The sequence below is a fragment of the Paenibacillus sp. YAE3 genome, assembly GCF_057546105.1.
This window is the reverse complement of the sequence record NZ_BAAIYF010000002.1, coordinates 1-12,501: the sequence shown is the minus strand read 5'-3', so window position 1 is coordinate 12,501 and position 12,501 is coordinate 1. Positions and strand designations below refer to the sequence as shown.

Here is a 12,501-nt window from a genome sequence, read left to right as displayed (position 1 = left end):
AACCCATGAGCTCGCTGCCAAAGCCAAACGAAATCCATATTGAACGGTTAAACAAGAGCTACGCGTCCCCGGGCGCCGGCCATCTTCATTACATTATTCAAGACGTGGACCTGGTCGTCAAAGGGGGAGAATTTTTTGTCCTGCTTGGGCCGAGCGGCTGCGGGAAATCCACCCTGCTCAGCCTGATCGCCGGTTTCGTCTCCAAAACCTCGGGGCAGGTCCGGGTCGGGGAAAAGGAAGTGGACCGGCCGGGACAGGACCGCGCGGTGGTGTTTCAGCAGGCGGATTCCTCGCTTTTTCCGTGGCTGACCGTAAGGGAGAACGTGGAGTTCGGCCTGCGCATGAAACGCATTCCGGCAGCGAAGCGGAAGGAAGTGTCGGACCGCTTCATAGGTCTCGTTGGACTCCGAGGGCATGAGAACAAATTCCCGCGCGAGTTGTCCGGCGGCATGAAACAGCGCGTCCAGCTTGCGCGGGTGCTCTCGAACGACCCGTCCATCCTGCTGATGGATGAACCGTTCGGCGCGCTCGACGCGATGACCCGGCGCACGATGCAGAGGGAGCTGGTCAACATTTGGAGGGATACCGACAAGACGGTCATTTTCGTGACCCATGACATTCAGGAGGCGCTGCTGCTCGGAGGGCGCATCGGTATCATGTCGGCCGGTCCGTCGTCCAAAATAACGCATATCTACGATGTGCCGCTGGCCTATCCGCGCGACATGTCCGCGCCTGAATTCCACGCATTGTACAATCGCATTCAGGCGCATTTCGAAGAGTAGGGGAAGGAACGGAGGGACACCATGAACGGTAATTTCAAAAAAACGTCATTGAACATTGCGTTTTGGATCGGGATCTTGGTTCTCTGGCAGCTGATATCGCTGATCTACGGACCGGAAATCCTTCCGGGACCGCTGTATACGGCAAAAGGCGGCTACGAGCTGCTTGCGGACGGAACACTGCTGCAATATATCGGGATCAGCGCGTACCGCGTGCTGCTCGGATGGACCCTGGGCAGCCTGCTCGCCGTGCCCGTCGGCATCTTGATCGGTAAAGTAGGGGCCATCCGGGCGTTTGCGGAGCCGTTCCTCAATTTTATCCGGTTTATTCCGCCGATCGCGTTTATCACGTTGTTCCTCGTATGGTTCGGGATCGGGGAAACGTCCAAAGTGATGCTGATCATGTACGCCACGTTTTTTATCGTGATCTTGAACACGTTAACCGGCGTCCTCTCCGTCGAAGAGGATAAAATCAGGTCGGCCCGCAGCATGGGCGCGTCGGAATGGCAAATCGTCATCCACGTCATCATTCCGGCAACGGTTCCTTATATCTTTACCGGGATTCGCCTTGCGATGGGAACGTCGTTTATGGCGATCATCGGGGCGGAAATGATCGCATCCAACGAAGGCGTCGGTTATCTGATTTGGAATTCGCGGCTGTTTTTCCGCACCGACTGGATTTTCGTCGGGCTGATCTGCCTGGGCCTGATGGGTTTTCTCACCGACCGGGCCGTCGCGCTGCTGGGGCGCAAGCTGCTGTCCAGATACGGCGTCGTCAGCACGAGCTCATTGAGACGCTGACGAACAGGTATACCGGATGGAATTGAGACGGAATAAACGAAGAAGGCACCCGATATTTTCTTCGGGTGCCTTTGATGGCTTCGAACAGCGCAGAAGGCGCCAAACTGAAACCATGCGGATGTCCGGGTTTGCGTTACCCTAAACAAGCCTGCATTCAATAAACGGTTAGATTGCGGGATGCTGGGGTTCGGGCTGATCATCAGGCTCGATCCGATTCCAGTTCACCCGTTGTCGGAGCGACCAGGCCAAAAGGATGATCACGCCAAGGATGACCGTGCCGATGTTCACCAGGTATCCGGCAAGCGGAGACATATATTCCACTTCGACGATGGCCGATGGGGAAGGGACGACAACGTACCGGACCATTTCGAGCCATGCCAAATGGAAACCGATATTCATCCACAGATTGCCCGATAGAATGCGGCATAGCTGCAGCATCGTGCCGAATGCGACCAGATTGATGATATAGTCGACCGTCACTTGATCCCAGGTCGCGATTCCCGCAAGCACCATCAACGCGGTCAGCGCAATGGGGGCGAGCACGAACAGGGCAACCTGGAGGACGAGAGCGAGCCAGCGGGGAAAGCGCGTGTTCAGGTTCCGGTACAAGTAGCCGCGGAAGGAGATTTCTTCGGGAAATGCTTCGTAGAAGAAAGCGATAGCCGAATTGATCAGAATGATAAAAAGGGTAGAAGCGGGGAGATGGAAAGCAACGACTTTCAGCCACCCGAGCAGGCTACCGATGAGGAGCGATGCGGCGGTCAACAATGCCAGCAGACCGATCCCGAGCAGAAAATAAGGCAGCCCTTTCGGGGGCGAACTCAACCCCAGGCCGCTCCAAGGCCGCCTGTCGGCATAACGCCGCAGCAAATAAATGAGCGGTACGCTTACGCCCGTCGTGACCACGGCCAAAATGACCTGCAGCGCCAACGTAGGGAAGCCGTAGTTACCGGCGATCGTAGCCGCGGCTACCGCCAGCCCAAGGCCGGAAACGAACGCGAGCCATCCCAGCAGGACACGCCAGAATAGACGGATTCTTCCGTCGCCTTCGAGAAATACGCCCGCCGGACCTTTTCGCCAGCGGGATTCAGGGGATAAGGTTGAAATAAGAAACCCTCCTTTCGAAATTTCATAGATTCGCCAGAATTCGTTTCGATCTGACATAACTATTTATAGTAAGTTTTCGTATAAGGTGTGACTGATAGAATGCCTGATTTCGGTAAGGCAGCAGGCCTAACATAACACAAACGGACCGCTGGACATGCCAGCGGTCCGTTTTTATGTCTTGAAATCCTTGCAATACGACGGATCATAATCAACGCTCATTCTACGAGGTGAAATCTATTCATTTATCGGCATTTTGTATGATATAATGCACGTAATTTATACTATAACGCACATGCAATAGAGAGGGGGATTTTCGGAACGTCAACACGTCACGGGTTCGTCAACATCCGCTGTCCAAGCTGACATCTGAGAAAAAACGAAATGGAATCGAGGATCAAAACGGTGTCTGAAAAGGTTCAAGTAAACAAACAAGATTTTACCGTGCGCGAAGACAGCTTCTACCAAGGCGTCAAGGATTGCATTCCGACGCTGCTCGGTTACTTAAGCATCGGTTTCGCCGCAGGCGTTGTCGGAAAAACGTCCGGCTTGTCATTGTTGGAAATCACCTTGATGTCAACGATGATTTATGCAGGTTCCGCCCAATTTATCATGGCAGGCATGATTGCTTCCCATGGATCGGTTACGGCTATTATTCTTACGGTTTTTATCGTGAACCTTCGTCACTTGCTGCTAAGCGCGGCCGTATCGCCTTATTTCCGGCATCTTACTTCGTTGAAGACGATGTTGATCGGCACCCTGCTTACGGACGAAACTTTCGGGGTTGCGATGAACAAGGCCATGAATCGAACTTCCCTCGACGAGAAATGGATGCACGGCTTAAACGTTACCGCGTATCTCAATTGGATTATTGCGACCATTGCCGGGGCTTTTTTCGGTCAATGGATCACGGAACCGGAAAAGTTCGGCCTGGATTTTGCGCTGACGGGCATGTTTATCGGTTTGCTCGTCCTGCAGATGGTCAGCAGAAAGAAGATCCTTAAAGACCTGATGGTTGCCGTTTGCGCGGTGGGGTTGGTGATCGGTTCCAGCTATTTCTTAACCGGAAGCATGGCCGTCATCGCGGCCACGGTTATTGCGGCGACGCTTGGAATGGCGGTGGAAAAATGGAGATAAGATGGCATATCCTGCTCGCGATTATAGGGGCCTCCGTCGTGACGCTCCTTCCGAGAGTGCTTCCGCTCGTGGTGCTCAGCCGGATGCAGCTGCCGGATTGGGCGATGCGGTGGCTGAATTATGTTCCTGTCGCTGTTATGGCTGCCTTAATTGGACAGGAATTGTTCATGAATGACGGAAAGCTTGATATATCCCGGAATTATACCGAAATATTGGCGGCGGTACCGACCTTTGCGACCGCCATCCTTACGCGAAGCTTGTTGGGGACGGTCGTGGTAGGCATCCTCACGGTGATGGTTTTGCGGTTTATCCTTTAAAAGCCTGATTCTCTGGGCTTTTTTTATTTCGTTTGGTAACATTAGTTTCATAAACTATTGAATCATGCGACCTCATGTTTTGGAAAGGATTGTAGTCATGAAGAAAGTCATCGTCATCGGATCGGGGATTCTGGGGGCATCGACCGCATATCAATTGTCGAAAATGGGGGCGGATGTCCTTCTGATCGATCGCCAAGATCAAGGGCAAGCTACGGATGCCGCTGCCGGGATCATCTGCCCTTGGCTGTCGCAGCGCCGCAATCAAGCTTGGTATCGGCTGGCGAAGGCCGGGGCACGGTTTTACCCGGGATTGATCGAAGAGCTCACCCGTGAAGGCGAAACCGAAACGGGATATGCACGGGTGGGCGCCCTTAGCATCCATCTGGATCCGGAAAAAATTCGTAAGATGGAGGAGCGGGCCCGGCTGCGAAAAGAAGACGCGCCGGAAATCGGAGAGATTGAGATGCTGAACGAGGCTGAAACCCAAGCACTTTTTCCTTTGCTGGGAGAAGGGTATCATTCGGTTCGCATCAGCGGCGCCGCACGCGTCGATGGACGCGCCCTGCGTGACGCGCTGATCCGGTCGGCGCAGCGGCATGGAGCGGTATATCTGCAAGGCGATGCCGTCCTAACGTACGAGGCCAACCGCGTAACAGGCGTCATGGTAGGCAATGAGCGCATTTCGGCCGACCAAACCGTCGTTTGCGCCGGCGCATGGGCCGGGCTGCTGCTGGAGCCGCTCGGCATTCGGTTTAACGTTCGTTTCCAGAAGGCGCAAATCATGCACGTGCAGGTCGACCGCAAAGAGGATACGGGCAAGTGGCCCGTCGTGATGCCGCCTTCGGATCAATACATGATCGCATTCGGCGAACAAAAAATCGTGATCGGGGCTACCCACGAAAACGACATCGAAGGTTATGATACGCGAATCACGGCAGGGGGAATGCAGGAGATTTTAAATAAAGGGTTAAGCTTGGCTCCTCGTTTGGCCGAGAGCAAGTTTCAGGAGGTCAGGGTCGGTTTTCGCCCGTTTACCCCCGAATTTCTTCCCGTCATCGGCGCCGTCCCGGGCTGGGAAGGGCTGCTTGCGGCCAACGGGCTCGGGGCGTCAGGCTTGACGATGGGACCGTTTTTAGGAAGCCAATTGGCCAAGCTGGCATTGGGGATGGACCTGGACATCGACATCCGGGATTACGACATCCGAAAAGCCATCGGGTAACCGGACCCAAGCTGCTGAGTGTTTGGTTGCGATAAACTTAAGCCTCTTCACAAGGAAGAGGCTTTTTTCATTCTTACTAGAAGTCATATCCCTTCTCACCAGCGATGGACGCGTACCGGCAGGGAAGCCAGCGTTTGTCCGGCGGCGGAAGGCGTCAGATGTTCTTCCAGCTTGAAACCGGGAACGGGTTCGATCCGCCGGAAGTGATCCAAGAACAGTCCGAGGCCGATGTTGGCCTCCAATCTGGCAAGCGGGGCTCCCAGGCAAAAATGCGGCCCGCTGCCGAAGGTGAGATGCTTTTTGTTGTTGGGCCGGTGAATGTTCAAAGTGAAGGGGTCCTCGAACACCTCTTTGTCCATATTGGCGGCGCTCATCCAGGAAACGACGACATCGCCTTTTTTTAGCGGAACGCCGAGCACGTCGTTGTCTATTTTTACCGTCCGATCCATTTTGGCGACATGAAAACGGTAGCGGAGCATTTCTTCTACGGTATTCGGAAGCAGCTCGCGGTTCGACTGCACTTCGGCATAAATCCGTTCGTCGTCATATAAAAACGAATAAAACGTGCAGGCCAGCAGATGACTTGTCGTCTCGATGCCGGCTCCCAGGATGAACATGGTCATCCGGACGATTTCGTCATCCGTCAAACGTTCCCCGTCAACCTCCGCCTGAATCAGGTCCGAGATGATGTCATCGGCAAGGTTCGTTCTTTTATGGACGACATGAGGGTAAAGATAGCTGTAGTAGTTTTTGGCCGCCTGTCGTTTCAGCTCCTGAACGTCCTCGACATTTTCTTTCGGCAGCGGGAGGAACAGGTGGTCGACCCACGTTTTGAACAAAAAACGGTCCTCCGACGGAACGCCGAGCAAGTCGGCAATCACGATGGTAGGCAGGGCGCCGGAAAAAGCTGGAACGATATCGATGACCGGATCGTCGCCCATGTCCTGGATCAGCTGCCTGACCACTTCATGGATGCGCGGCTCCCAAAGTTTCAAGCTTCTTGGCGTAAAAGCGGCCGAAAGCAGGCTGCGGCTTTTCCGGTGTTCCGGAGGATCCGAATTCAAATTAATGCGGCCGGAAGAATGTTGGCCTTCCTCATTGTCCGCGCCGACGCTGATGGTTGTCCGGGTTCTGACACTGGAGAAGTATTCATGGTCGCTCAGCACTCTTTTAACGTCTTCATACCGGAAAACATTCCACGAATTCGTTGCTTCGTTGTAGCTGATCGGTTCCTGTTCCAATTTGTGCTTGTACCATTCAAAAGGGCTAAATTCTTCGGCGGCGGATTGAAACTGGGTGATTTCGGCTAAGGAGATAATTTCCTTTTGCATTCGTTTCCCTCCCGGTTTGTAAAATGGGGACATCAACAAGAATTCCAATATATGTTAATTATAACATGCCGGGGATAAAGGGGCCACTTTCGAACGACCCATGCCGAAAGTTCTGTTTTACCGATGGGAATGCGCGCATTTATTGTCGTTGTACAGAAACGCCCGGAGCGAGCAACTATTTTCAGGGAAACAAGCACGGCGTGCGTGCTCAAAGACTCGGAGTGGATGGGTGCCGTCAGCGGCTTCAGCACGGGACTGATCGGGATTTTGGTGTCCTTGTTGACGCTTCCGCTGCATTTAATGGGGGGGGAGCTTAGCCCTCTCCTGAACGTCCCGTTAGTGTGTTTGAACATTTTGAAAAAGAGAACAACTGCCCCGTGACGAGAAAAAGGGTTATCCGAAACAGAACGCAGTGAGCTGATCTGTATCGGGATAACCCTTTCTCTATATGGATTTACGTATTATATCAGGTCGGACTTTTGCAGCAGCCGCTCTACGACCGCGGCTACTTCCGCTCTTGTGATGAATGAAGCTGGAGCAAGCCGGGTGCTGCTTCGGCCTGTCACGATACCGGCCTGCAGGCAATCTGCGATGCTTTGCTGTGCCCAGCGTGCGGCATGCGCAGCATCCGTATACGGCTCTAGCGTTTTTTCTGCCGATTGTTGATTAAGCTTCGCTGCCAGGCCCGTAAGCTTCGTCGCTTTAGCGACAATCGCCATAGCCTGCTCACGGGTAATCTTTTCGTTCGGACGGAAGGTGCCGTCCTCGAAACCTTGGATCAGCCGATAAGCGGATGCTGTTTCGATTGCTCCGCTGTACCAATCCGATGTCTTCACATCCTGGAATGGCGCCGTTCCTTCTTCAGGCTTTAGCCCCAGGCCACGAACGACGATCGCGGCGAACTCGGCGCGGGTAATGTCGCGGTCCGGACCGAACCGGCCGTCCCCCATGCCTTCGATAACCATGCGCGATCCCATCTCATTAACGGAGGCTTTAGCCCAGTGGTTTGCCGCATCGCTGAATTCGAGCGGGTGCCAGACGACCGAATACACGTCATTGGTTAAGCTGTTGATTTTGGCATAATACTTTCCACCGATGACTGTAATTTTGGTCGGTACGTGGCGGACCGTTCCATCCGGATCAACGGCAACGCCTGTCGTAATTTTGCTTGGGTCGACGCCGTTCGGAATCGTGATCATACGCTCCACGTAGGCGTTGAATTTCGACACTTCGATCACTTTATCCCCGTAAATGCCGCGAATTGCAAATTCGACCGGAGGTGCAACAAGGGTGAACGATCCATCGGCAGCGGCTTTGTCCAAGGCTTTTACTTTGTCCGCAGCCGGAGTGGCCATTTCGATTCGTACCTTGATGTCCTGCAAAGCTACCGATTTGCCGATCTGGTTGGCGATCGAGTCGATGTCTATTTGCTGTGCGGGAAGGGTAAACGTCGCCCGGTTTGTTTTGATTTCCAAGACGGCCTGTTTATTCTCCATACTTTTAACCATCTGACCGTTTAATTCGGAGGAAACCGTATCGGAATCCGTGGCCACGGGAATCGTAACAACCGCATGCTGTCCCGCTGCTTGGAGCATATCTTCCAGCTTCTTCGGATCGAGAGCTACCGTAGTAACGGTTTGGCCATCACGCTTGGAAGTTGTGATGTTTCCGGCCTTTTCCGAGTTGCCATTGACCAGTATAGCTGTGCTCGTATCGGCTTTTGGCGGAGCCGTAGGAGCCGTTGGCCCGGTTGTTGTTGGCGGTACTGGTGTCGGTGCCGGCGTATTGGAATCGTCTCCGCTTGATGGCTGTTTTGGGATAACCGGATTCGATTCCGCCGAAGATTCGCCGCTGCCGGCGCTGTTTATCGCTTTAACCGTAAATGTATAACTCACGCCGTTGGTTAACCCGGTAATCGTCATTGGACTGGCTGCCCCAGTGACGATCATGCCGCCTGGCTGAACTGACACTTCATACCCCGTAATCGGTCTGCCGCCATTGTCTGCGGGAGGGGTGAACGTAATCGTCGCTTCACCGTTGCCTGCGACGGCCTTCACATTCGTCGGGGCGGCGGGAGTAGTTACCGGCGTTGCGCTTACAGGCAGGGAGGCAGGGCTGTCTTCGCCCAGATTCGTTGCCATCACGGCAAAATAATAAGTCGTGCCGTTAGTCAGGCCGGTCGCCAAATAGTTGTACACGGAGCCGGTGACGGTCGCTACCTGGGTATCAATCGCGTCAGGATTTTCACTTTGGAAAACTTTATATCCGGTTGCTCCGTCGACGGGGTCCCAGGCAAGCGCCACTTGACCATTGCCGGCAACAGGCGGCTTCAATACCGGAGCACCCGGCGCAGGCGGCACCGGAATAACTGCGCCCGACGATGCCGAAGCTGCCGAATCGCCTGCACGATTCGTCGCGATCACTGTAAAGGTGTAAGGGGTCCCGTTATCTAATCCGGTTACCTTAATCGGGCTGCCGCTGCCGGTAACGGTCTTGCCTCCCGGACTCACGATAACCGTATACTGAGTAATAGGGCTTCCACCATTACGATCCGGTTCTTTAAAGCTGATCGTAGCTTCTCCGTCTCCGGCAAGGGCCTTTACGTCGGTCGGGGCACTCGGCTTGTCCGCGACATGAACCGCTGCTGTATCTTTAAAGCTTCCGTCAGTCGTTTCCACCGTAATCGTTGCATTTCCGGGACCTACCGGCGTCACGACTCCGTTTTGATCCACGGCAGCCACCGTTTCATCGCTGGATTTCCAGGTAACGCTTCGATTCGCCGCATCTGCGGGTTCCACGGTCGCAATCAATGTTTGGGTTGCTCCGCCTACGGTAAGTTCCAGTTTTTTTGAATCGAGGGTAACGCCTGTAACGAGAACGTCCCCGGTATTGTTCACGTTGAGCGTAAAAGAATACGTTGTGCTTGCGCTTCCGTCATTCAGAGTCACGGTGATGACAGATTGACCATAAGCATTGGCGGCAGGAGTCATCGTCAACGTTCGTTCTTCGCCGCTGCCTGTAATGACGAGGTTCTGGTCAGCGATCAATGATGGATTGGAAGAACGGGCCGATACTTGAATCTGGTCCCCTTCGTCAGGATCGAGTATTTTAAACGTTCTCGCCGCCGACTTGTTTTTATCCGTGATCGTACTTCCTACAAAGCCCGTATTTTGCGCCCAGGCAGCGTTGCTGATCGTACCGTTGTTTTGTGGTCCTCCCGTATTCAGAGCAATATTGCCGCTGCTGCGGTCGTTTAATTTATAATTGGCAACCAGATGATTTTCGGAACCAGTCAAATCATCGTTCATCCCGCGAATAATTTCGTCTTGGCTCTTCGCTTTGCTCCAGAATCTTACATCCTTCATGCCGCCATTATAATCGCCATCTTGTGCCCATGTACTTTTACCAAGCCAGTTGTTTGGTCTGGCTTTATTACCGATTACGCTTAAATCCATCGGCCCCCGAGCCTTTAGCGCGCCGTCCCAGTAAATGCTCCCTGTCTTTTGGGTTTGGTCATAGACAATCGCCACATGAACCCATTGGGAGAGCGGGAAGTTTTCTTGCGTCGTAATATTGCCGCCGGCCCCTGGATATTGACTTGTGTAGGAAGAGAAATTCATTTTGGTTCTGTCGAATCCAACAAACACATTATAGTTGTTCATGCCAATCGAGGAATCGAAAAATCGCATCCATGTTTGAAAGGCATTCACTTTCAGGTATCCTTCTACGGTAAAGGAGTTCCCGTACATCCCCAAATCCGGAAAGGTCACGTAATCCCCGTTGCCATCAAAGCTGAGGTAGTCTCCTCCGCTGATTTCGGTCAGATAGGGCGGGTCGTTCACGGGCAGAACCTGAATGCCGGCCGATCCCAAATCTGAACCGAATCCCGAATAACTCGTCGAGTCCACATAACTGTACTTCTGGAGGCCGTTTGCCGACGCATCCCATAGCTTATACTTTACTGAAGTGTCTCCATTCCAATCCCTTGCAGGGACGAACCTGATTTGATCCGTGCTTTCTAGCAATAAGACGTGATTGTCCGAAGTAGGTTCGATATTATACCAAAGACCGATGCTGGCATTATAATACTGCCAATTGCCATGGGCATTATCCAAGTCCGTAATCGCGACTCCTGCATTCATCGGGTCCGAAACTTTCCCTGACAGAAGATCGGATATGCGCGCTCCTGTGCTGTTCGCATCGTCTTCATTGATGGACGGCAGTGCTGCTGGACTGTTGTCAATCCACACTAAGCTTGACCCGGCCTGTGCCAATACGGAATGGACCGGGCCGACACCAGATACGGCGAGCCCCAATGACAACGTGGAGCAAATAGCTATTTTTGTAAATGTTTGCTTCATGTTCAGATCCCCTCTTAATTTAGTCTGTTTTTTCTGCGACAAAAATCGGGATCATTATACATGAGCGCGATAAACAAAAAATAAACAAGAAAGAGCCCTCGAATGCAGTCGATTCGAAGGCTCTTTGTTCAGCTAATTCGTATGCAGCAGTTTCTCGATTTGCTCTTTAAGATGCGGTTCCGGCCTCGTACCAAGTTCCTGCAGAAGGGTTTCCTCCAGCAGGCGGTACTGCTGTAGCGCTTCATTCTTTCTCCCAAGCCGGGCATAAAGCCGGATCATCTCATCATGGATATCTTCCCGGAGAGATTCTCGCTTCACGATTTCTCCAAAGTAATACAGCGATTTAGCGTGATCATTGCACTGGAGATAGTGTCTTGCGGCTGCCTCCAGCATTTCTAAATACTTTTGTTCGAGACGGTAAATGATGCTGCCTGCCCATTCATAGGACTTGCCTTGCAATAAAGGCCCCGTGTACAGGGAGAGGGCCCTCTCCAGCAGATGCTCATGTTGCAACGGATTCATTCGGATCTGTTTCGCCACGTTTTCAAACTCATATAAATCACAATACATGCTGCCCCCGTGAATACGGATGTCATTTCTGCCTGCCTCGATGCACTGACCTGCCTTATTGTCATGAATCGCTTTGCGAATATAGTAGAGGGTCTGGTTCAGGTTTTTCCATGCCTTTTGAGGCTCCAGGCCGTTCCATAACGTGTCGATGATTTCTTCCTTGCTTACCGTACCTTTGCACAGCAGAAAGGCAAACAATTCCTCCGTTTTAGGGCTTCTTAGTTTTAGCTGGGCGTGAGGTTGTCCACGCTGCATGATTTTAAATCCGTTAAATAGATGAACGGCTATGCCTGATTCGGCAGGTGCATACCCGCGTCTTTTGCTGACTTTACTCAGCGTTTTACGAATTCGTTCCGAAGTGACTGGTTTCAGCACATAGTCGAGGGCATTGACTTCGAAAGCTTGCAAGGCATACTCGTCATACCCTGTGACAAACACCAAATCTATGGAATCATCGAGCTCAGCCAGCAGGATGGAAAGCTTCATGCCATTCATTTCCGGCATTGAAATATCCAAAAAGACGACGTCTACCGGACTTTTCTTCACATATTCATAGGCTTCCAGCGGATCCCCAAAAGCAGCGCATATTTCAACGGTTCCGTTCTCGGACAAAATTCTTCTCAAACGTTTCAGTGATAATTCTTCATCATCTACGATCATAGCTCGCAGCATACCTTAACCTCCAGTCGGCTTGATCGGCTCCGCGGGAATGGAGAAGGAAACCTTCGTTCCTGTTCCTTCCACGCTTTCAATAATTAGTTTCCCCTGAAAAAGTCAGGGTGTTTTGAGCATAATTAAAAGGAATTCAGCACCTCAAAATGGAAATTGTTATTGACGAGATAACAAAGTTCCACACCCCGAGGGAAGAATTCCTTTGCTATA

The 12,501-nt window shown here is 52.5% G+C and carries 9 protein-coding genes; 5 read left to right on the top strand and 4 right to left on the bottom strand.

Features of this window, described 5'->3' with window-relative positions; genetic code table 11:
* The first annotated feature begins 5 nt into the window (after window positions 1-5).
* On the top strand, window positions 6-782 hold the full coding sequence (locus tag AC27KL_RS02925; RefSeq protein WP_036715264.1) for an ABC transporter ATP-binding protein: 777 nt from the start codon (window positions 6-8) through the stop codon (window positions 780-782).
* A 21-nt stretch (window positions 783-803) separates the two neighbouring features.
* Window positions 804-1,580: an ABC transporter permease gene (locus AC27KL_RS02920; RefSeq protein ID WP_339324683.1), complete on the top strand. Its 777-nt coding sequence runs from the start codon at window positions 804-806 to the stop codon at window positions 1,578-1,580.
* 165 nt (window positions 1,581-1,745) lie between these two features.
* On the opposite strand, the gene AC27KL_RS02915 is transcribed toward AC27KL_RS02920, so the two are convergent.
* The gene (locus tag AC27KL_RS02915) at window positions 1,746-2,744 is read right to left on the bottom strand and encodes a CPBP family intramembrane glutamic endopeptidase (protein ID WP_339324684.1); all 999 of its coding nucleotides are present in this window, start codon (window positions 2,742-2,744) and stop codon (window positions 1,746-1,748) included.
* A gap of 345 nt (window positions 2,745-3,089) precedes the next feature.
* Here AC27KL_RS02915 and AC27KL_RS02910 point away from each other — a divergent pair, with 345 nt between their 5' ends.
* The 3 genes from AC27KL_RS02910 (at window position 3,090) to AC27KL_RS02900 (ending at window position 5,357) form a co-directional block, all read left to right on the top strand.
* Entirely contained in the window at window positions 3,090-3,821 is a 732-nt protein-coding gene (locus tag AC27KL_RS02910) for an AzlC family ABC transporter permease (protein WP_339324685.1), read from the top strand.
* The gene (locus AC27KL_RS02905; protein ID WP_036715267.1) at window positions 3,812-4,138 is read left to right on the top strand and encodes an AzlD domain-containing protein; all 327 of its coding nucleotides are present in this window, start codon (window positions 3,812-3,814) and stop codon (window positions 4,136-4,138) included. Before AC27KL_RS02910 ends, AC27KL_RS02905 begins: the two co-directional genes overlap by 10 nt.
* Before the next feature lie 97 nt (window positions 4,139-4,235).
* Window positions 4,236-5,357: an NAD(P)/FAD-dependent oxidoreductase gene (locus tag AC27KL_RS02900; protein WP_487168783.1), complete on the top strand. Its 1,122-nt coding sequence runs from the start codon at window positions 4,236-4,238 to the stop codon at window positions 5,355-5,357.
* Window positions 5,358-5,452: 95 nt separating this feature from the next.
* Here AC27KL_RS02900 and AC27KL_RS02895 read toward each other — a convergent pair whose 3' ends face one another.
* From AC27KL_RS02895 to AC27KL_RS02885, 3 genes are all read right to left on the bottom strand, one after another.
* On the bottom strand, window positions 5,453-6,688 hold the full coding sequence (locus AC27KL_RS02895; RefSeq protein ID WP_487168782.1) for a cytochrome P450: 1,236 nt from the start codon (window positions 6,686-6,688) through the stop codon (window positions 5,453-5,455).
* A gap of 461 nt (window positions 6,689-7,149) precedes the next feature.
* A complete protein-coding gene (locus tag AC27KL_RS02890; protein ID WP_487168781.1) occupies window positions 7,150-11,049 on the bottom strand; it encodes an S-layer homology domain-containing protein in 3,900 nt (1,299 codons plus the stop codon).
* Between the two features lie 132 nt (window positions 11,050-11,181).
* Window positions 11,182-12,291 (bottom strand): BTAD domain-containing putative transcriptional regulator, encoded by a 1,110-nt coding sequence (locus AC27KL_RS02885; RefSeq protein WP_487168780.1) that lies wholly within the window; start codon window positions 12,289-12,291, stop codon window positions 11,182-11,184.
* Window positions 12,292-12,501 lie beyond the last annotated feature (210 nt).

What these genes read in the sequence shown, in the direction of transcription:
- AC27KL_RS02885 (WP_487168780.1), bottom strand. Translation starts at nt 12,291, where the DNA reads ATGCTGCGAGCTATGATCGTAGATGATGAAGAATTATCACTGAAACGT.
- AC27KL_RS02915 (WP_339324684.1), bottom strand. Translation starts at nt 2,744, where the DNA reads ATGTCAGATCGAAACGAATTCTGGCGAATCTATGAAATTTCGAAAGGA.
- AC27KL_RS02905 (WP_036715267.1), top strand. Translation starts at nt 3,812, where the DNA reads ATGGAGATAAGATGGCATATCCTGCTCGCGATTATAGGGGCCTCCGTC.
- AC27KL_RS02895 (WP_487168782.1), bottom strand. Translation starts at nt 6,688, where the DNA reads ATGCAAAAGGAAATTATCTCCTTAGCCGAAATCACCCAGTTTCAATCC.
- AC27KL_RS02920 (WP_339324683.1), top strand. Translation starts at nt 804, where the DNA reads ATGAACGGTAATTTCAAAAAAACGTCATTGAACATTGCGTTTTGGATC.
- AC27KL_RS02900 (WP_487168783.1), top strand. Translation starts at nt 4,236, where the DNA reads ATGAAGAAAGTCATCGTCATCGGATCGGGGATTCTGGGGGCATCGACC.
- AC27KL_RS02925 (WP_036715264.1), top strand. Translation starts at nt 6, where the DNA reads ATGAGCTCGCTGCCAAAGCCAAACGAAATCCATATTGAACGGTTAAAC.
- AC27KL_RS02890 (WP_487168781.1), bottom strand. Translation starts at nt 11,049, where the DNA reads ATGAAGCAAACATTTACAAAAATAGCTATTTGCTCCACGTTGTCATTG.